We start from the raw sequence: 21,786 nt of genomic DNA, 5'->3' as shown, positions 1-21,786 counted from the left end.
GCTCAATGAATACTGACTTCAAAACTAATATTTACCGAAGTAAATATGTAACTTTAAAGCTATTACCATTCCAACAGAATGGTAATGAATTGACTGTGCCAAATAACTACAAGTAGTTATTCGTATTGGTCACTCAGTTCATTGAAGCCCAAGTGTTTCCGAAGAAACTGTTTTACCGCTCTTTATAAAAAGAGAAGAAAACATTTTGGATTTTCATCAACGAGTGCCCACACAGATTGATAGGTTTAAATTATTAAAGAGCTTTGCTTATCGAAGTCTTCTTCTCTAAGCGGACGGCCATTCTATCGATTTAAGTTTCAGTGTCAAACACTTTTTGAAATTTAATTCTTTCTGACTTTCCGTCTAACTGATTACCGCTGAAGCCTTATGGCGTCTGCCGTCTCAGTGGTTGCGCATTATAGAGTTATTCGATTCCTACGCAAGCCTAAATTCAATAAAAGTTGGCTTTTCCGCTTCGCTAGCACAACAAAGCATCGATACGCACAAAAAAGGAGCGAAACAATATGTTTAACTCCTTTTTTCTATCATCAAAGCAAACTATTGATGAGCAATAATTCGTTCATCATTAACAAGTAACTGTACTTTTTTATCTGGATCGACTTTCCCAGCCAATATTGCTTTCGCCAGAGGGTTTTCTACACTTTGCTGTATTGCTCGTTTTAATGGTCTTGCACCGTACACAGGATCAAACCCAACTTTTGCAATGAATTCTAACGCTTCATCGGATACCTCTAATTGGTATCCACTCTCGTCCATACGTTGACCCAAACGATCAAGCTGTATTGAAGCTATGGATTTGATGTGCTCTTTACCTAAAGGATGGAATACGACACTTTCATCGACGCGATTGAGAAATTCAGGTCTGAAGTGTTTATTTACCACCTCCATGACGGCATCTTTGATTCCTTGGTAATCAAGAGACGCAAAATTTTCTTGAATTCTCGTAGAGCCTAAATTGGATGTCATAATTACAACGGTATTACGAAAATCAACAGTACGACCCTGTCCATCGGTTAAGCGACCATCATCTAATACTTGTAGAAGAATGTTAAATACATCCGGATGCGCTTTCTCTACTTCATCGAGTAAGATAACGGAATAAGGTTTACGACGAACGGCCTCCGTTATATAGCCACCTTCTTCATAACCGACATAACCAGGGGGAGCACCAACTAACCTAGCCACAGAGTGTTTTTCCATAAACTCTGACATATCGATGCGAACCATTGCGTCTTCGCTATCAAACATAAAGTTTGCCAGTGTTTTACAAAGCTCGGTTTTTCCTACACCAGTAGGCCCTAAAAACAGAAAGGAACCAATCGGTTTATTTGGATCCGATAAACCCGCCCTACTGCGGCGGATAGCATTAGATACAACTTCTACTGCTTCTGTTTGTCCAATAACTCGTTTATGTAACACGTCTTCCATTTGCAGTAATTTTTCTTTCTCTGCCTCTAACATTTTGGAAACAGGTATGCCTGTTTGTTTGGAAAGGACTTCCGCGATCTCATTATTGGTGACTTTATTACGTAACAGTGTCATTTCTTGCATTTCAGCTTGAGTGGCAAGATCCAACTGTTTTTCTAACTCAGGAATTCGTCCGTATTGGAGTTCAGACATTCGGCTTAAATCGCCAGCGCGACGAGCAAAGTCCATGTCCATTCTGGACTGTTCTAGTTCAAATTTTATATGTTGCGTACCTGATAATGCCGCTTTTTCTGCATTCCACACTTCTTCAAGCTCCGAAAATGCACGCCCTTTCTCTTGAAGCTCTTCCTCTATAACAAGTAGGCGCTTAGTACTGCCATCATCATGTTCGTTAATAAGGGCCTGTTGCTCGATTTTTAACTGAATAATTTTCCGCTCTAATTTATCAAGCGATTCAGGTTTGGAGTCTATTTGCATTCGTATGCTAGAAGCTGCTTCATCGATGAGATCAATGGCTTTATCTGGTAACTGACGATCCGATACATAGCGATGAGATAAACTCGCAGCGGCAACAATGGCGGGATCGGTAATCTCGACATGATGGTGAAGCTCATAACGCTCTTTAAGACCACGTAAAATAGCAACGGTATCTTCGACCGTTGGTTCTTCGACAATCACTTTTTGAAAACGGCGCTCTAAGGCTGGATCTTTCTCAAGGTATCGACGGTATTCATCAAGTGTTGTGGCACCAACGCAATGAAGTTCTCCGCGAGCAAGCGCTGGCTTTAACATATTGCCAGCATCCATGGAGCCCTCACCCTTGCCTGCGCCGACCATGGTGTGAAGTTCATCAATGAAGAGAATGACATTTCCCTCTTCTTTCGCAAGTTCATTAAGTACTGACTTCAAGCGCTCTTCAAACTCACCTCGGTACTTGGCACCAGCAACAAGCGAACCCATATCAAGAGAGAGTACACGTCGGCCTCTTAGACCTTCGGGTACTTCACCATTAATGATTCTTTGTGCAAGACCTTCAACAATTGCTGTTTTACCTACACCCGGCTCACCGATAATGACAGGGTTATTTTTGGTACGGCGTTGTAAGACTTGGATCGTGCGTCGAATTTCATCGTCACGGCCAATAACAGGATCTAATTTCCCTTGCTCGGCTCGTTCAGTCAGATCGATGGTAAACTTTTCCAATGCCTGTCTTAACTCTTCTGCATTTTGGTCATTTACTTTTTGCCCACCGCGAATTTTATCAATTGCTCCACTGACCTTCTTCTCTGTTAGCCCAACTTCTTTTAATAACGTACCAAGAGCGCCGTTATCTTCTAGAGCTGCGAGTAGAAATACTTCAGAGGAAATAAATGAGTCTTGACGTTTTTGAGCGACTTTGTCACACATGTTAAACAGTGTACCCATTGCACCTGATAACTGAACATCGCCACCAATACCACTGACTTTTGGTAAGCGATCAAGGATTTCACTCAACTTAGATCTTAAATGAGGAACATCTACATCTAGCATGGTGAATAAAGGACGAATAGGGCTACCGTTTTGATCAAGCAAAGAGACCATCAAATGAACAGGTTCAATATATTGATGATCACGCCCAAGCGCTAATGACTGCGCATCCGAAATGGCGATTTGAAATTTGCTCGTAAACCTATCTAAGCGCATGCCAATGTTCCTAACCTAATAAATGAGTGACTATTTACTAGAAAGATGGCTACTGGCGGCTAGATTTTCAAGGGGAAAGGTAATGAACTGATCGAAAAGGTGATACTTACAGTGCTATAGAGAGTTATTAGCGATTATATAGAGCTATATACTAAGAGGGCTCGATCCAAATAAATACAGCTTGGCGGCCTGTAATACCGTCGCGTCGATATGAAAAGAACTGTTCTTTCTGCTGATAAGTACACAAATCACTGGAATAAATATTATCTACGCCTAATTTATTTAGACGCTGTGTCGCTAACATTGTCATATTTGCTAGCCACTTATTCGCTCTTTTCGTCGGCCTAAAAGCTTGTTCAGCCTTTATATCAAACGAGGTAAATGCTTCTAATACATCTCCGCCCACTTCAAAAGACTCCGCGCCTATGGCGGGACCTAACCACGCAATGACATCACTACTGCTATCGAACTGAGCAATCGCATTCTCTAGAATACCATCGGCTAACCCACGCCAACCCGCATGAACAGCCGCCACTTGAGTACCTGAAGAATTGGTTAATAGAACAGGAAGACAATCAGCCGTCATGGCACTACACACGACATTCGGTGAACGAGTATACGAGCCATCAGCGTCGAATACATGTTGCGTAGGATGAGTCACTTCAACAACGGTTGTAGAGTGAGTTTGATTTAGCCAGATAGGAGCTGTCGGCATTGCTGATTGTTGAGCAAATAGATCTCTATTTTGCTCAACAATGGCAAGTTCATCCCCAACATGGGTTCCTAGATTTAACGCTTCATAAGGTGATATTGAAAAACCACCTATGCGTGTCGAAGCAACAGCTTTTATACAGCTAGGAACATTCCAGTTAGGAACGAGAACATTCATCAATAATCGTCTTCAGAATGGTTTTCTTTTGCATCTTCACGTAATGCGTCTGTTATCGCAACCATGTCATCAGGCACAGGGGCATGGAATTCCATGGTTTCACCTGTTACTGGATGCTCAAAGCGCAGCATTACAGCGTGTAGTGCTTGGCGTTGAAAGCCACGAATCATCTCTGTCACTTCTTCACTTGCATCTCTAGGAATACGCGCTCGGCCACCGTATGCAGTATCACCCAATAGTGGATGTTGCAGGTAAGACATATGAACACGGATTTGGTGAGTACGACCAGATTCAAGGCGTAAACGGATACGAGTATGCTCTCTAAAATGTTCAGCAACGCGGTAGTGAGTAACAGCCGGTTTACCCATTGGAGCAACAGCCATTAGAGTACGCTTTGTAGAGTGACGGCCAATAGGCTGGTCAACTTTACCACCTGCGGTCATTTTACCAATCGCGATTGCTTCATATTCACGAGTAATCTTACGCTTTTGCAGCGCACGAACCAATCGCGTTTGAGCCGGTACCGTTTTAGCTACAACCATTAAACCGGTTGTGTCTTTATCTAGACGGTGCACGATTCCTGCACGCGGAACTTCGGCGATATCAGGGTAATGAAAAAGCAAAGCGTTTAGCACTGTGCGATCTGGAGTTCCAGCTCCTGGGTGAACAACAAAGCCAATAGGCTTATTGATAACCAAAAGATCATCATCTTCATAGACAATATCAAGAGGAATATCTTGCGCTTCCCAACGTTGTTCATCTTCAAGCTCGGCTTGAACTGTGATCACTTCACCACCCATCACTTTTACGCGGGGTACGGTAACCACTACACCATCAACTTGAATTTTACTGGCCAAAATCCACTCTTTAATGCGAGAGCGTGAGAAATCGGCGAATAATTCCGCAACTGCTTGGTCTAATCTTTGACCGAGCTGGCTATCTTTTACTGTATTTGTTAATTCTATCTGCTGGGCCATATCGAACTTTTTCAAAAACTGTGAGACTAATGCTCACTACTGTGGAAAAATAAGCGCCATTGTATCTGTTACGACGAAGAAAGTAACGGAAGCTTAAGAAATATTTAATTCAAGGAATCAGCTCCTGACATGAAACACTATACTTTATCCGGTTTACTCGCTCTCACATTACTGGTTGGTTGCTCTAGCAGCGATGAAATCGTTCCAGACGTTCCGCCATCAGAGCTTTACTCAGAAGCTCAATTGTCATTACGCTCTGGAAACTGGTTAACAGCAATAGACCAACTAGAAGCGCTTGATTCTCGTTACCCTTTCGGTGCTTACTCTGAGCAAGTTCAACTCGATCTCATCTATGCGTACTACAAAAATGATGATTTGGCGTTGGGTCTTGCAACCATTGAACGCTTTAGTCGCTTAAATCCAACTCATGATAGATTGGACTGGGTGCTATACATGCGTGGCCTAACACATATGGCCCAAGATCGTAATTTCATGCATGACATATTTAATGTTGATCGAAGTGATCGAGATCCTGAGCCAGTTAAATCAGCCTTTGCTGACTTTAGTAAGCTTCTTCAACGTTACCCTGATAGCCAGTATGCCAATGATGCTAAAAAACGTATGCATGCGTTAAAAAACCGCTTAGCTGACTATGATTTAGCAACCGCTGATTTCTATTTACGACGTGAAGCATGGATTGCAGCGATTAACCGAAGCCAAGAATTGCAGAAAACCTATCCAAATACTGAAGCCGCTCGAAAATCACTTAAGATTCAGCTAGAAGCTTACGAAAAGTTAGGCCTTGAGGACTCTGTCACTAGAACAAAAGAGCTCATTGAATTAAATAAGTAAACAATTAAGCTTTTGATTTAAAACCGCTTCTTAGAGGCGGTTTTTTTATGTCCATATTTGCTCATGCGCCCATTTAGTCTTACCCTTACAGTATCAATTAGTAAAGGATGACTTATTGTGCCGCTCAAATACCGCCACTGGCTTTTATTGATAATTTTCGTTATAAGCATACCAATAGCTTCCGCGTTAGAATTATCTCCACTACAAAAAACACCTTATAAGGGAGATTTCGACGCTCTCAAAAATAAAGGCGTTATTCGCGTCTTAGTTGCTGCGGACTTGGGGTTTTACTATATAGAGGGCGGGCGTCCAAAAGGAATAATTGCGGAGCTGCTTTATCATTTTGAAAAACAGTTAAAGAAAACCTCACCTTACTTGAACCTGCAAGTTATCCCTATCCATCGAGATGATTTATTACAATCGATTGAAAATGGCTATGGTGACCTTGCCGTTGCTAATCTAACAATTACAGATAAACGTAAACAGCGCGTTGACTTTAGCTCTCCAGTAATCCGAAACGTAAGTGAGCTTATTGTCACCCAGCAATCAGAAGCCGAACTCACCTCTTTTGAGCAGCTTAGCGGTAAAGAAATTTGGGTTCGTGCTAGCTCTAGTTATTTTGAGAGTCTCCAAGCGATCAACAATCACTTAAATTCAATCGATGAACCACCGGTGTTCATTCAATTCATCGAAGAAACTCTGCAAGACTATGAATTGATGGAGATGATTAATTTAGGCCATATTAAAGCGACCGTTCTCGATAGCCACAAAGCTGAGCTATGGATGAATACGCTCGAAAATTTGCAAGTTCACCATGCTTTACCATTACGTGAAAATGGTGAAATAGCATGGGCAATGAGAAAGAATAGCCCCCAGCTAAAAAAAATCACCGACCAATTTCTTCGCTCTTCTCGCTCAGGAACGCTATTAGGTAATGTCATTTACAATAAATATATCGACGATACCCGCTGGCTGGCTCGCCTTCTAAACCCCAAAAAGATAGAGCGACTAGAGTCCTTATATTCCATTTTTGAGCTCTACTCTGAACAGTATGAGTTTGATCCTCTCATGATGTCCGCACAAGGCTTTCAAGAATCAGGTTTGGACCAAAGTAAGGTTTCTCATAAAGGCGCTGTTGGGGTAATGCAGGTACTCCCCAGTACAGCCAAGGACCCAAACGTTAATATTCCGAACATTAAAAAGGTCGACAACAATATCCATGCTGGTGTGAAGTACATGCGCTTTATACAAGATCGTTACTTTACCAACGATGATATTACCGAAGACGATCAAGTTTACTTCACTTTAGCAGCTTATAATGCAGGGCCCGCTAATATCAGAAAAATGAGACGACTCGCCAAGAAACATGGCTATGATCCAAATGTGTGGTTTAAAAATGTCGAAATTATCACCAGGCGAAATATTGGCAGAGAGCCTGTCACCTATGTCGCTAATATAAATCGCTACTATGTAGTCTATAAGCAGCTTTCCGCATTGGAGCAACTTAGAGCAGAAAGAAACGCGAGCGTAACCCAAACAGATCTTCTGCCGATAGAGGCTAAATAAGCTAAAAACTGTTCTAGTTATAAGGTGAGAAACTGGTGTGATCATCGTCACATCAGTTGCTGATTGTAAAATAGACAGGGAGATTTATTAGGCTGTAGAAAGGCCCCAAAAGTCGGATAATATTTTGCGTGCTACCTTACTCAATTTAATTATATTTCGTTAAATAACAAGCTTTTCTTTTGTCGAACAACAAGACTCTTTGCGTAAGATCACATTTAGTTTTCATTAGTAATAATCGGCAATAAATAATGACAAAGATCACATTTTTTTCTCCTCAGATAAGTAATCTGGAGTTAACCCATAAGGGACGACACAGAGGAAAGCATCTATGAAAGTAAACATCACTGGTAAAAATATTGAAATCACCTCTGCTATCCGTGAGCATATAGAAAGTAAATTTAGCAAACTAGAAAAGTGGCAAGTCGATATCATTAAATGCCAAACAAGCTTTAGCGAAGAGCCTAACAAGCAAAAGAAATTTGAAGCAGTCCTTACTGTACCAAAAGGCCAGCTAGTCGCTTCAGCAACCCATGAAGATTTATACACTGCTGTTAATGAGGTCGAACAGAAAATTGAACGTCAGTTGAACAAGTTACGTCACAAGCCGGAAGCTCGCCGAGCTGAAAAACCTGAGCTAGAAGAAGAAGTCGAATAAACCCAAATTGAATGAAAGTAAAAATAGCGCTGAAAAGCGCTATTTTTTTGCTTGACGCTCTAAGCTTGCTTGCTTATTGTGGTTAAATATTCACTTGCCCGTGACCACTATGCAAATTCAGCTGTTTTTTTTCGACTTCTTTTTTCTCCAATAATTTTTGGAGGCTAGACCGTTTGTAGAAGATAAGTCAAAAACGAACAGAAAGCCTCCCAAGTGGGAGGCTTTTTTATAAAGGAAATATAATGACCGACAGACAATACTCACTTGAAGAAATTCGTAATCGCCTCAACGAATTAGATGATCAATTACTCAGCCTGATCTCTGAGCGACGAAAAATGAGTATTGAGGTAGCAAAAAGTAAAGTTGAAACCTCAAAGCCAGTTCGTGATGCAGACCGAGAGCAACAGCTTCTCGTTAAGCTAATTAACAATGGCCAGAGTAAATACGACCTTGATGCTCCATACATTACAAAACTCTTTCATACCATCATCGAAGATTCAGTGTTACTTCAGCAAGCTTACTTGCAAAACTTAGCGAATCCTCAGAGCCGTAAACCGCTAGCACGAGTCGCATTTCTTGGTTCACAAGGATCTTATTCGCATCTTGCAAGTCGCGAGTTTTTCAGCCGTAAGAACACGGAACTGGTTGAGCTAAACTGTGAGAGCTTCAGAGATATTGCAAGCACTGTTGAATCAGGCCATGCCGATTACGGTGTCCTGCCAATTGAGAACACAAGCTCAGGTTCCATCAATGAAGTGTACGACTTACTGCAACACACCACGCTTTATATCGTCGGTGAGCTCACTCAACGTATTGAACATTGCTTAGTTGCAACCGATGAAATTCGCATCGAAGAAATTAAAACGCTTTATTCACACCCTCAACCCCACCAGCAGTGCAGTGAGTTCCTTAATCACTTAAAAGGGGTGACGTTAGAGTCTTGTGCCAGTACTGCTGATGCAATGCAAAAGGTTAAGCAATTGAATCGCCGTGACGTCGCAGCTATTGGCAATGCATCAAGCGGTAAGATTTATGGCTTGCAGCCAATTCAAGGCAACATTGCCAACCAAACAGAGAATCACACCCGCTTTATCGTAGTGGCTCGTAAGCCTGTCGAAGTGTCACAACAAATACCAGCTAAAACAACACTCATCATGTCAACATCCCAAAAAGCGGGCTCACTGGTTGAAACCCTACTGATACTGCAACGCTATGGGATTAATATGACGAAATTAGAATCTCGTCCAATCATGGGGAACCCTTGGGAAGAGATGTTCTACGTCGATTTACAAGCGCATTTAGATTCCGAACACATGCAATCAGCGATTCAAGAGCTGACAAAAATCACCAAACACCTCAAGGTATTAGGCTGCTATCCGACTGAGAACGTGAAACCAACTCAAGTCAAGCTTCAATAACTCTACATCTGTCTAATAATTAGTCGTAACTAGCTGACACTTTAATACGCAACCCGTAGAATGTTTAATTCGAATGGATTCGTGATAAAGGTCAGCTTTTTTTATACGTGTAAAATAGCTGACCTTTATCGATATATTGAAAAGTTAATAACTCAAGGTTTAACTCACTATTATGATGTTAAGGATGACACCAAAATATTGGGCAAACGTAGGTCTAACTATGGCTATCGTATTACTTATGGCTAGGACACTATGAAGCTCAATACTCGAATCTTACTGCTTGTCGCTCCCGTTATAGCTTTAAGCGCCGCTCTCTCGGGCTATTCTATTTTTGAAAGCCAAAAGGATGCACTACTTAAACGAGAAGAGAGCTATCTGCAACTCAATATGGAAAAGCTTGCTGGCCACTTTCGTCATTCTGTCTCTGTATTAAACAGTTACTCCTATACCCTGACTAAAAGTGACATCATTCGATACTACTTCCACAATGAAAATAGCCCTTATCGAGACTTGGAATTAATCGACAACCTAAAACGATCGATTACTTCCCTAGAGTCCGGCGCTGATGTAAATGGTCGACTGGCTATATTGGATAAGAATCGTAAGACAAAGTTCTACGTCGACAGCAGAAGAGATAGCTTAGACACTTTGGACCCTAAAATACGAACTTACGCTGACCATATTTTTACCACGACAAAAAGCGTAACTCACATTGGCTATACACAAAACTCACAAGGGGAAGGCGTACTGGTCCGTTACGATGTTCTTAATCGAGACAGTTTAAAACCACCAACGGATTTTAAAAATGAAGATGCCTTTTTCGTAGTAGTTTCTGTCTCCCTTAATGCATTCAATCAACTTCGTCAGCAGATCGAGTTTGATACCAAAAGCAGTATTTTCTTTACCGAAGACTCAGTCATCCCTGAACTGCTTGTTCCTGAACCCTCTGAGTTAACTCAAACGGTTAAGCTTAAAAACGATTTCTACGCAACACTCGATCCGGCGCATTTCATCATTAACAATAAAATCTATGCTATGGGGAAAAACTTGGCTGCCGCCTTTGGGATTTCGTCGTTATTGACAGTTTTAATTCTGACATTTTTGCTCTACCGGCACGTGATTAGTCCCATATCTCGTTTGGATAAGCAATTGAGTGAAGTTGAAAATAACCAAAGAAAAAACATTGAGTTATTTGAAGGGGACGATGAGGTTGCCCACCTTTCTCGACGCTTTCATGAAATGTATCAAGAGTTAAATACCACCTATCAAAAAACCAAAGCTCTCGCTGAAAATGATCATCTGACCCAATTGGCAAATCGCCATCAGTTTCACCAACTTGCCGAACGAGCGTTGTCGCATAAGCGTTCCAACAAACAAGTTTGGATCCTTTACATCGACCTAGATAATTTCAAATATGTAAACGATAAATACGGCCATACCGTAGGTGATAAGTTGCTTGTTAACTTTGCCCATCACATTCAAGCGCTAAGTAATGAGTTCCATAAAAAACACAAAGTAAAATGCCTTGCCTCTCGATTATCTGGTGATGAATTTGCCATTTTCATCTCATCAAAACACCATGATAGTGATGGTCATATTATTAAGACCTTTACTGATAAACTGCTTGAGCCTATTCAAAAGAATCACGACTCGTTACTAGGTAGCTTCCCTGTAACCGCAAGTGTCGGAATCGCAACTTACCCTAAAGATGGGCAAGACATTCACTCCCTTATATCTAGAGCCGATACCGCTATGTATCAAGCTAAAAGAGCGGGTAAAAATCAAATTGGTTACTACTCCAAAGAGATGGACCTAGTGGTCAAACGTCGCACTCAAATTGAACGCGCGTTAAGAAATGGCGACATTGAAAAAGAATTCCACTTAGTCTATCAACCCTACTTTGACCGACAAGGCAAGAATGTGGCTGGAGTAGAAGCACTGCTTCGCTGGAACTCAGTAAAATTAGGTATCGTTCCTCCTAGCGAGTTTATTCCTATTGCGGAGCAAACAGGGCTATTTGGTAGGATTGATCGCTGGGTTATTCAAGCCGCATTTACTGATTTCAATGCCTTACAAGCCTTATTCGATTATGATATACAACTCGCTATTAACCTCTCATCGGCAGAGTTAGACTCTCTCCAGTTGGCTAATTACATTCAACAACATGCTCAAAAGAAAAACGTAAGACCGAATCTTATCGATTTTGAAATCACTGAAACCTTTGCTGGTGACTCACAAAGCTTCCCATTACTTCATGAGCTAACGATTCAAGACTACCGTTTGGCGATTGATGACTTTGGTTCAGGCTACACGTCTATTACTCACTTGGTTCAATACCCAGTCCAAAAAATTAAACTTGATCGCTTTTTCTTAGAAACTCTGATAAAAACAGGCAATGAAAAAGTCATTAAACCTTTGATTGATCTCTGTCATTCACAATCAATGGTTGTCACTGCCGAAGGTATTGAAAACGAAGAGATGCACTACTGGCTCTCAGCGTATCAATGTGATTATATGCAAGGCTTTCACTTTGCCCATCCACTTTCATTAGATGAACTGAGAATATGGCGTGAGAACTTGATTGAAGGAAATTTAGAACATGAGCGTAAAGAACAAAGTCGTCATAGCTTCGCTTAACCCCGCTAAGATACGTGCGGTTGAGAGTGCATTTAGCGAAACATTTCCGGAAATGTGTTTTGAATTTGTTGGAGTATCTGTTGCTAGCGAAGTCGATGACCAGCCGATGTCGAATCAGGAAACTCATCTAGGCGCACTAAATCGAGTAAAAAATGCCAAGCTTGAACAACCTAATGCTGATTACTACGTTGGGCTAGAAGCTGGTATAGAAGATAACATAACCTTTGCATGGATGGTAATAGAGTCCCTGCATCAACGTGGAGAGTCTCGCTCTGCAAGTTTAATGTTGCCACCAGAAGTCATTAAAAAGCTCGCAACGGCTAACGAGTTAGGTGATGTGATGGACGAGGTATTTGGTACTCACAATATCAAACAGCAAGGTGGTGCTATTGGGTTACTCACTAAAAATCAACTCAGCCGAAGCGGTGTTTACCATCAGGCATTAATCTTAGCATTAATACCATTTGTAAACCCAAGCCACTTCCCTAGCAATTTATAATCAAATGTCACACTAAGTTCAGTTCAACACCTTACAAATCAAATCTGTAGCTTTTTCCTTAAGCTTATACCCCGAAAGAAAACTAGGCTATCTAGTCATCGATAGCCTAAGTTTACTTCAGTAGTAGCTTCGCTATCTGCTCTCTTTCTTCTTCAGATTTGGCTTTTAGCTCATTAGATCCGCGAGTAATCGTTGCTACACCTACCCCAAGCATTTGGCTTACTTGTCTTTGTGATATTTCACCTTTTAATAACTCACAAACAATATTGGCTCGAGCTAACAGCGCATCTCTTTCATCAGATGTCATTAACATCGTCAGCAGCAACTCATGTTGCTGCGTATCTGCTGCATGTTTAACTAAATCCATTAATTGTTGCCAATCACGGTATTGAGGCTCTAATGACATATTACCACTCGATTCAAAATTAATGACTCTATTGTAGAGCCTTCAAACGCCATTGGAATCAATATTTTGTTTTCACTTCATGTTCGTTGAGAAATGCACCATCAACGCCCATTAAATCTCGGTAATAGGTCTCAAACATCAATATATTTTGCACGTATCCGCGCGTCTCTTTAAAAGGAATAGATTCGATAAACGCATAAGCGTCCAGCTTTTCATCGGTTCGTTTACGCCACTGTGTCACACGATGTGGCCCAGCGTTATACGCTGCTAATGCAAAAATTCGATTATTGTCATACCGCTCAAGTAGTCCATCTAGATAGTGGCTTCCTATTTCAATATTTTTACCCACTTCATAGAGATCGTTTTTCCCTTGATAGCTTAATTGGTATTTTTTAGCCGTGTACTTCGCGGTCGAAGGCATAATCTGCATGATGCCTCGAGCCCCAACGGGTGAACGAGCTTCACTGTCTAATGCACTCTCTTGACGTGCCAGTGACATTAAGGTGATGGGATCTATATCATGTTTATTGGCATAGAGATTAAACCATTGCTGGTGAGCAATAGGAAAACGAATGCTGGTGTTATCCCACATCTTGGCTGATATTGAGGCAGTTACCGATAAATGGTGCCAACGTTGAATTGACGCATATGCAGCAAGCATCTCCTTCTCCTTGCTTCCACTGCGTTGTAATAACCAGCGCCACTCACTTTTAGCTGCGGTGATCTTATCAAGTTCAATCAACTCCTGAATTCGAGCCAATGCTGCTTTGTGGTGCTGAATTCGGTTTTTATCTAACGTTATCGTTGTGACTGGATATTGAATAGATTGCTTCATCTCCTTTGCGGCTGCGACACTATAAAAGTTTCTAAGACCAACAATTTTCTCAAGACGGTTATGTCCGCTATAGGCGTCACCCAATTCAATTTCAGAGCGGCCCAACCAATACTGCCAACGTGGGTCTTGCTGATAAGATTTAGGTAACAGCGCGGCCCAACTCTGGACCCCTTGCCAGTCGACATGCTGAATAGCAAGTCTGATTCTTCGTTCGATTAACGAACGATTTTCCGTTGTTTTTATCGCTTTGTCACGCCACTTAGAAAGCTCTTCAGAGTCAGTATTTATCAAACGAAAAGCGATGAAATCAGCCAATTCTTGTTTTTTATCTAAAGTGTAGTGCTGCCCTTCAACAACCTTATCAAACACTTTTTGAGCTTTTTCCACATCTTTTCGAGCTAGCTTTTTTAATGCGTATTCACTTAGCTGTTGATTGTAACTGTTTACTTTTTGCTTTTTAGCAAAGACACCGACAGATTCAGGGTTGCGATACAGTGACTTCATCTGCTTTGCTTGATTAATGGCTGATGGGCTATTCAACTGCTTCATCAGATAACCCATAAGATTGCTATTTCTCTCTTTAAAGGCGAGTAACATACGCTCTAAGACTAATTGTTCTGTTTTTAGACCCGCAGTATCCCATGCATCAAATAAAGGGTCACAGGCGTCAGCGACACTACCTCCACTCAACCAAAGCTTTTTAGCACCTTCAAAAGCTTTCTCTTTATCCCCTACTTGCGAATGAGCATTGTAGTAGTGACATAAATAAGTCTCCCCTTTTGGCGGCTTAGTTTGAAACTCCAAAAGAGTTTTCCAATCCCCCTTCTTTGCGAGCAAATCTAAATAGGGCGCTCTTATGCGATAAGAGAATGGAAAGCTTTCATAGCTCTCGATAAAGTCATTAACTTGCGTAGGGCTCTTAGAGTCTAACTCAGAAAAGAAGGCACGATAGTCCACATAAGGAGTCAGTGGATAAGACGCTATTTTAGAGCGCATCAGGCGAAATTGGTCAACTTGATGGTTGTCTAATAGCTCTTGCGCCTGTTGATAGAGTTCGCGTTGACTGGATAAATCGGACGATGATTGTGCATACGAAGTACCGCAAATCAATGAGCTAACTGCGATCATTGACGTTAGAAGGCGCTGCGGCGGAGTGAATAGCGTAAACTTCATTAGCTCTCTTCCTGTTGAGATGAGTTTAGGTAAGACTTAATTACGCTAATTCTAGTCTCAAATGTAAAGCCTTTGTTCACAAAAATAGATAATTTAATAAATTTGCGACAAATTTATTTAAGTTTATCTGAATCCCTTTTTTCTTTGAGACTTGTTCATATTATTCCTGAGACAAAAGATACGTCCTCGGTAACAAAACCATCTCAATTGGTATAAAATAACTCCTTTGTACCCTTAAATTAGGAACGATCGGCAATGGCTGAATACGTATATACCATGTCTCGGGTGAGCAAAACTGTGCCACCTAAACGTCAGATTCTAAAAGACATCTCACTAAGCTTTTTTCCTGGTGCCAAAATTGGTGTTTTAGGTCTTAACGGTTCTGGTAAATCAACCCTACTGCGTATTATGGCAGGCATCGATACTGATATTGATGGTGAAGCACGTGCACAACCAGGTCTAAAAGTCGGTTACCTACCTCAAGAGCCTATTCTTGATGAATCAAAAACCGTTCGTGAAATCGTTGAAGAAGCCGTTTCTGATGTTGCAGGTGCTCTAACTCGCTTAGATGCGGTTTATGCTGCTTATGCAGAACCTGATGCAGACTTTGATGCGCTAGCGAAAGAGCAAGGCGAGCTAGAGGCGTTAATTCAAGCAAAAGATGGGCACAACCTAGATAACGCTCTAGAACGCGCTGCTGATGCACTACGTCTTCCTGAGTGGGACGCAAAGGTTGAATTCTTATCAGGTGGTGAACGCCGCCGTGTAGCTATCTGTCGCTTACTTCTTGAAAAGCCTGACATGTTGCTACTTGATGAACCAACCAACCACTTGGATGCAGAATCTGTTGCATGGCTTGAGCACTTCCTCGTTGATTACAACGGTACTGTTGTGGCGATTACCCACGACCGTTATTTCCTGGATAATGCAGCCGGTTGGATTCTTGAGCTTGACCGTGGTGAAGGTATTCCATGGGAAGGTAACTACACGTCTTGGCTAGAGCAGAAAGATGAGCGTCTAAAGCAAGAGAAATCAGGTGAAAGTGCTCGTCAGAAGACCATTGAGAAAGAACTTGAATGGGTTCGTCAAAATCCTAAAGGCCGTCAAGCTAAATCTAAAGCACGTATGGCACGTTTTGAAGAGCTAACAACTAACGATTACCAAAAACGAAATGAAACTAATGAGCTGTTCATTCCGCCTGGTGAGCGCTTAGGTGACAAAGTTCTTGAAGTAAACAACTTAACTAAGTCTTTCGGTGATCGCGTTCTTATTGATGACCTATCGTTTAGCATGCCTAAAGGTGCCATCGTGGGTATCGTAGGTGCCAATGGCGCTGGTAAATCAACACTATTCAAGATGTTAAGTGGTGCAGAGCAACCAGACTCAGGAACCGTTGAGCTTGGTGAAACCGTTAAACTGGCTTCTGTTGATCAATTCCGTGACAGCATGGACGATAAGAAAACAGTATTCCAAGAGATCTCTGAAGGCGCTGATATTATTAAGATCAACAACTTCGAAATCCCTGCTCGCGCATACTGCTCTCGTTTCAACTTCAAAGGCAATGACCAACAGAAGATCATTGGTGATTTGTCTGGTGGTGAACGCAACCGTGTTCACCTAGCTAAACTTCTAAAAACGGGTGGTAACGTACTGCTACTCGATGAGCCAACCAATGACCTTGATGTTGAAACACTACGAGCTTTAGAAGAAGCGCTTCTTGAGTTCCCTGGCTGTGCCATGGTTATCTCGCATGACCGTTGGTTCCTAGACCGTATCGCAACACACATTCTAGATTACCGCGATGAAGGACAGGTTAACTTCTACGAAGGCAACTATACTGAATACAGTGAATGGCTGAAAAAGACACTTGGTGCTGCGGCAGTAGAGCCACATCGTATCAAGTACAAGCGTATTACTAAGTAACTCTTATTTATTAATACTCTGATAGACCTGTAATCAAAGGCCGCTCAACTCTGCGGCCTTTGTTGTTTCTGCTGTATGATACTTTTATTCTAAATTGACTGTGTAAAAGTCGTTCTACGAGCTGCAACACATTGATGCTACAGTCGCTTTGCTATGATAAGAAAATATGTGTTTAGAGTACGCATGCATTAACATGAGTACTTAAAAAGAAGAGAGTTTACTATGGTTGAAAAACGTCGATTTTCAAGAGTTATATACCAAGCACCAGCGGCTATAACGCAAGGACATATAGCGGTAGATGCTAGTATTCAAGATCTATCACTGCATGGGGTACTATTGAGTGCTGAAGCAAGCTGTGAAGATCTTGACCTAAACATGATGGCCGACATCCAGTTCACCCTTCCAGACAGTGATATTGTTATTGATATGGTGGTGAACTTGGTCAACATAAATAACAACATAATTCACGCTAGTATCGATCATATCGATATCGAAAGTATTAGCCACCTAAAACGATTGATTGAATTGAATGTCGGTGATGACAGCTTACTTCATCGTGATATTGAGCATCTATCTGATTTGGGTGAGCACCTGTAGCCTAATCAGTACAAAGCCCAATGAACAAAAAGAGCAGCTTTAAGCTGCTCTTTTTAAAATTATCGTCTGCTGTATAAGTTAGCAGCGGAGTAAATTAGCCACGGTGAATCGCATCATTTGCTTGTTTTAACAAGTTTTGGCTTTCATTCATAAACTGTGATGAATAATCACCAAACCAACTACTTACCCCATTAAAACTCTCGATAAAGCCCGCTTTGTCTTGGCCTTCCAATATTTCTAAAGCATCACCGAAGCATTGGTGGAATCGCTTAATCATGTCTATATTTTCTTGCGAAGAGAAAATGATATCACCATAAAGGTTCGGATCTTGACCAAATAGACGCCCGACCATTGCCAGTTCAAGGCGATAAATTGGAGAACTTAACTGCAGTAATTGATCAATGTTTGGATTTTCTTTACTTAGATGCAGACCGTATGCAAAAGAAGTAAAGTGACGTAACGCCTGAATCAAAGTCATGCCATGATCATGCTCACTGGCATCTATTGGGCACAAAGACGCTCCCCAGATAGAAAACTGTTTCAACAACCATTGGTATCTATCTTCACCACGACCATTACAATAAACAATTACCTGTTTAGCCATGCTAGGTACATCAGGACCAAACATTGGGTGCAAGCCAACAACTGGACCTTGGTGAACCTCAAGCATTGATTGTAGTGGCTTAGACTTAATGGACGTTAAGTCGCATAAGATACAATCTGAAGGCAAGTTAGATAGTTTTTCAATTACGCCTTGAGTTAAATGAATTGGAACCGTAACAACAACAAGCCCTGCATCGTCTAGAATTTCATCCGCTCGGTCCCAATCTTGGCTACCCAACACTTTTACTTGGTAGCCAGACAAAGTAAACATGCGACCGAACAGGCCACCTAATTGGCCTTTACCACCAACAATCACGACAGAACGTAATTCAGGGTTTAGACATTTAAAGCCGGAGTCTTTTTCACTGGCATAAGATTCACGCATAGTACGGCGTAAAATATCTTCGATTAGCTGAGGTGGCACACCTTTCTTTTCTGCCTCCAAACGTCGAGATGCCAACATTGCCGCCTCTCTGTCTGGTGCATAAATAGGTAATCCATGTTCACTTTTTACTTCACCGACTTTTTCTACCAATGACAAACGCTGTGCCAATAGATCTAAGATTTGTTTATCTACTGCATCAATTTGATCACGTAACTCGTTTAACTCAACGGCCATTCTAATTCCTTTATTACCCTTTTAGGCGATTTTCCAAAAACGGCACTAATTCTGTGTGCGCGTGTCTTAATAGTGCCTCAGTTGATTGCCAATTGATACACGCATCCGTGATGGAAATACCATATTCCATCTCATCAAGAGCGAGATCAGATGACTGGCTACCTTCATTGATATGACTTTCAATCATAAGGCCGATAATCGACTGATTACCCTCACGAATTTGATGGATAACATCTTCTGCAACCAGTGGCTGACGACGGTAATCTTTACGTGAATTAGCATGACTACAGTCCACCATTAGCGAGGCATCTAACCCATACTTAGCCATCTCCTGCTCGCACTCAGTAACGGATACTGAATCGTAGTTTGTCTGCTTACCACCACGAAGAATAACGTGGCCATTTGGGTTACCTTGTGTCGTTAATAGTGCAACTTGACCTTCTCGATTTATCCCCATAAAACGGTGACTAGAAGAGGCTGCTTGCATAGCATTAATCGCTGTTGATAGATTGCCATCCGTGCCATTTTTAAAACCGATTGGCATAGAAAGGCCGCTCGCCATTTCACGGTGAGTTTGTGATTCTGTAGTACGAGCACCAATCGCAGCCCAGCTGAATGTGTCAGCCAAATATTGTGGACTGATAGGGTCAAGCGCTTCTGTCGCCAGTGGAATTTCCATCTCTGCGAGCTCAACCAGAAGTTCGCGCCCAACATGCAACCCATGCTCAATATCGAAAGAACCATCTAGATGAGGGTCATTGATAAGCCCTTTCCAGCCAACCGTTGTACGTGGTTTTTCAAAGTAAACACGCATAACAAGGTATATTTGATCACTCAGTTGCTCAGAAAGCGCTTTTAGTCGCTTTGCATACTCTCTTGCTGCATCTAGATCGTGAATAGAACACGGACCACATACGACTAATAAACGGTGATCTTTTTTATGAATAATATCAGCGATTGTTTGACGTGATTCTTGTATAAATCGGCGTGCGTTATCACTTAAAGGTAGTTTTATCTTTAGCTCTTCAGGCGTAATTAACACCTGCTCATCGCTAATATTAATATTACTTAACTCACTTTTCTGCATAACCACACCTGTACATTTAAGTTTACAAATAGTGAGAGAGACCTCTCACAACAATCTTAATTGATAACTTAACAGGATGTATTTAGATTTCAAGTGTAAACTTTAAAAAGCACCAAGTGTAAGATAAAGTTTACACATCATCATTATCAGCGCTAAATTAAAAAATCACAACTAAACGGTATTTTCTTGCCTTTTTCTTATCTAAAATATCACTAAGACTATTACTGGATGTCATTATGGATCTTATCCTCTCCTTACTTCAACAGATGTGTGTCTACCTTGTTTTAGCTTACATGCTCAGTAAGACCCCGATTTTTCTACCACTCTTGAGTATTTCGAATCGACTCAGCCATAAAGTTAGCGTCTATATACTTTTTTCATTGTTCTGTATTTTGGGTACCTATTTCGGCCTCCAAATCAATGATGCTATCGCTAATACACGTGCTATTGGTGCGGTCATGGGAGGGTTATTCGGTGGACCTGTTGTCGGCTTCTTCGTTGGCCTAACGGGGGGAATGCATCGCTATTCTTTAGGCGGATTTACCGATGTCGCTTGCGCAATTTCAACAACAGCAGAAGGTCTTATTGGCGGATTACTGCATATATACTTTGTTAGAAAAAACAAAATAAGCCTATTATTTAGCCCTACCGTTGTATTTGGTGTCACTCTATTTGCTGAAATCGTACAGATGCTGATTATTTTGGTCGTCGCAAAACCGTTTGTGCAAGCGTATGCCCTAGTCTCAGATATTGCTGCGCCGATGATCATTGCCAATTCTTTTGGTGCCGCTCTGTTTATGAGTATCTTACAAGATAGAAAAACCATTTTTGAAGAGTACTCAGCCACCTTTTCACGCAGAGCATTAAATATAGCGGAACGTTCTGTAGGAATTCTAGCTCTTGGCTTTAATAGTCAAAATGCAGAAAAAATCGCCCGTATCGTGTATGAAGAAACCAATGTTGGCGCGGTTTCCATTACCGATGACAAAAAGATACTGGCCTTTGTTGGCATTGGCGATGATCACCATGAACCAAATACTCCAATCTCCTCAACAAGCACGCTGGATGCGATAAAAGAAAATAAGATCAAGTACCTTGATGGCAAAGAAGCCCCCTATCAATGCTCACTTTCTGCGAACTGTAAGTTAGGCTCGGCATTGATCATTCCGCTGCGTGCTGGCGATGAAGTGATCGGCACCATTAAGCTTTACGAACCAAAACGAAAACTGTTTTCAACAATCAATATGTCGATGGGAGAAGGCATTGCACAGCTGTTATCAAGCCAGATCCTTTTTGGTGATTATCAGCGAAAACAGATGTTATTGTCGCAAGCCGAAATCAAACTGCTTCATGCTCAAGTCAACCCACATTTCTTGTTCAATGCTCTCAATACCATCAATGCAGTGATTCGTCGTAATCCGGATAAAGCGCGTAATCTCATTCAACACCTCTCTCAATTCTTTCGAAGCAACCTGAAACAGAACATTGAGACCGTCACCGTCAAAGAAGAACTAGCGCACGTGAACTCTTATCTAACCATTGAAAAAGCTCGTTTTAGTGATCGATTAGATGTTGATGTTAATATTGATGACGCCCTGCTAGCACGCAGATTACCAAGCTTTACACTCCAACCTTTGGTTGAAAATGCGATAAAACACGGCACGTCTCAGCTTTTAGAAGGCGGTCGAGTTCGTATTTACAATCAACCAGTATTGAAAGGTCAACGCATTGTGGTCGAAGATAACGCTGGTAGCTACCAAACACCGGATGAAGATCACTCTGGTTTGGGGATGTCGATTGTTGATAAACGTTTAACCAATAAATTTGGTCGTGACGCAGCACTAAAAATTGAAGTTGAAGAGAATCAATATACTCGAATGAGCTTTATTATCCCTTCTCAAGAAAACCATTAAGGAAT

Annotated in this window: 16 protein-coding genes and 1 other annotated feature; of the genes, 9 read left to right on the top strand and 7 right to left on the bottom strand. The window is 41.5% G+C overall.

What is annotated here, in order from left to right; translation table 11 throughout:
* Window positions 1-558: 558 nt before the first annotated feature.
* From clpB to rluD, 3 genes are all read right to left on the bottom strand, one after another.
* Entirely contained in the window at window positions 559-3,132 is a 2,574-nt protein-coding gene (gene clpB / locus L4D20_RS19795; RefSeq protein WP_428803309.1) for an ATP-dependent chaperone ClpB, read from the bottom strand.
* Between the two features lie 151 nt (window positions 3,133-3,283).
* The gene (pgeF, locus tag L4D20_RS19790) at window positions 3,284-4,021 is read right to left on the bottom strand and encodes a peptidoglycan editing factor PgeF (RefSeq protein ID WP_428803308.1); all 738 of its coding nucleotides are present in this window, start codon (window positions 4,019-4,021) and stop codon (window positions 3,284-3,286) included.
* Entirely contained in the window at window positions 4,021-4,998 is a 978-nt protein-coding gene (rluD, locus tag L4D20_RS19785) for a 23S rRNA pseudouridine(1911/1915/1917) synthase RluD (protein WP_428803307.1), read from the bottom strand. The genes pgeF and rluD overlap by 1 nt, the downstream gene beginning before the upstream one ends.
* Window positions 4,999-5,127: 129 nt before the next feature.
* Between rluD and L4D20_RS19780 the strand changes: the two genes are divergently transcribed.
* From L4D20_RS19780 to yjjX, 6 genes are all read left to right on the top strand, one after another.
* Window positions 5,128-5,850 (top strand): outer membrane protein assembly factor BamD, encoded by a 723-nt coding sequence (locus L4D20_RS19780; RefSeq protein WP_428803306.1) that lies wholly within the window; start codon window positions 5,128-5,130, stop codon window positions 5,848-5,850.
* A gap of 117 nt (window positions 5,851-5,967) precedes the next feature.
* Complete coding sequence (locus L4D20_RS19775) at window positions 5,968-7,416, top strand: MltF family protein (RefSeq protein WP_428803305.1); 1,449 nt, start codon at window positions 5,968-5,970, stop codon at window positions 7,414-7,416.
* A 328-nt stretch (window positions 7,417-7,744) separates the two neighbouring features.
* Window positions 7,745-8,071, top strand: coding sequence for a ribosome hibernation-promoting factor, HPF/YfiA family (hpf, locus tag L4D20_RS19770; RefSeq protein ID WP_428803304.1), 327 nt, complete (start codon window positions 7,745-7,747; stop codon window positions 8,069-8,071).
* A 108-nt stretch (window positions 8,072-8,179) separates the two neighbouring features.
* Window positions 8,180-8,302, top strand: a sequence feature (Phe leader region).
* An 11-nt stretch (window positions 8,303-8,313) separates the two neighbouring features.
* Entirely contained in the window at window positions 8,314-9,489 is a 1,176-nt protein-coding gene (gene pheA, locus L4D20_RS19765) for a prephenate dehydratase (protein WP_428803303.1), read from the top strand.
* Between the two features lie 252 nt (window positions 9,490-9,741).
* Window positions 9,742-12,126, top strand: a complete 2,385-nt coding sequence (locus tag L4D20_RS19760; protein WP_428803302.1) for a putative bifunctional diguanylate cyclase/phosphodiesterase — start codon at window positions 9,742-9,744, stop codon at window positions 12,124-12,126.
* Complete coding sequence (yjjX, locus tag L4D20_RS19755) at window positions 12,089-12,625, top strand: inosine/xanthosine triphosphatase (RefSeq protein WP_428803301.1); 537 nt, start codon at window positions 12,089-12,091, stop codon at window positions 12,623-12,625. Before L4D20_RS19760 ends, yjjX begins: the two co-directional genes overlap by 38 nt.
* A 112-nt stretch (window positions 12,626-12,737) precedes the next feature.
* Here the strand turns inward: yjjX and trpR are convergent, their stop codons facing one another.
* Together trpR and sltY are read right to left on the bottom strand one after the other, a co-directional pair.
* Window positions 12,738-13,031, bottom strand: coding sequence for a trp operon repressor (gene trpR / locus L4D20_RS19750; protein ID WP_428803300.1), 294 nt, complete (start codon window positions 13,029-13,031; stop codon window positions 12,738-12,740).
* Window positions 13,032-13,089: 58 nt separating this feature from the next.
* Complete coding sequence (gene sltY, locus L4D20_RS19745; RefSeq protein ID WP_428803299.1) at window positions 13,090-15,039, bottom strand: murein transglycosylase; 1,950 nt, start codon at window positions 15,037-15,039, stop codon at window positions 13,090-13,092.
* 255 nt (window positions 15,040-15,294) lie between these two features.
* Here sltY and ettA point away from each other — a divergent pair, with 255 nt between their 5' ends.
* Together ettA and L4D20_RS19735 are read left to right on the top strand one after the other, a co-directional pair.
* Entirely contained in the window at window positions 15,295-16,962 is a 1,668-nt protein-coding gene (gene ettA, locus L4D20_RS19740; protein WP_428803298.1) for an energy-dependent translational throttle protein EttA, read from the top strand.
* 222 nt (window positions 16,963-17,184) lie between these two features.
* On the top strand, window positions 17,185-17,559 hold the full coding sequence (locus L4D20_RS19735) for a PilZ domain-containing protein (protein ID WP_428803297.1): 375 nt from the start codon (window positions 17,185-17,187) through the stop codon (window positions 17,557-17,559).
* 94 nt (window positions 17,560-17,653) lie between these two features.
* On the opposite strand, the gene tyrA is transcribed toward L4D20_RS19735, so the two are convergent.
* Together tyrA and L4D20_RS19725 are read right to left on the bottom strand one after the other, a co-directional pair.
* Window positions 17,654-18,781 (bottom strand): bifunctional chorismate mutase/prephenate dehydrogenase, encoded by a 1,128-nt coding sequence (gene tyrA, locus L4D20_RS19730; RefSeq protein ID WP_428803296.1) that lies wholly within the window; start codon window positions 18,779-18,781, stop codon window positions 17,654-17,656.
* 13 nt (window positions 18,782-18,794) lie between these two features.
* Entirely contained in the window at window positions 18,795-19,868 is a 1,074-nt protein-coding gene (locus L4D20_RS19725) for a 3-deoxy-7-phosphoheptulonate synthase (protein WP_428803295.1), read from the bottom strand.
* Between the two features lie 236 nt (window positions 19,869-20,104).
* On the opposite strand from L4D20_RS19725, the gene L4D20_RS19720 reads away from it, so the two are divergent.
* A complete protein-coding gene (locus L4D20_RS19720) occupies window positions 20,105-21,781 on the top strand; it encodes a LytS/YhcK type 5TM receptor domain-containing protein (protein WP_428803294.1) in 1,677 nt (558 codons plus the stop codon).
* The last annotated feature ends 5 nt before the right edge of the window (window positions 21,782-21,786 follow it).

It is taken from the genome of Vibrio kyushuensis, assembly GCF_050337325.1.
GTDB lineage: Bacteria > Pseudomonadota > Gammaproteobacteria > Enterobacterales > Vibrionaceae > Vibrio > Vibrio kyushuensis.
The sequence above is the reverse complement of the archived record's forward strand: the minus strand, read 5'-3'. Positions and strand labels throughout refer to the sequence as shown.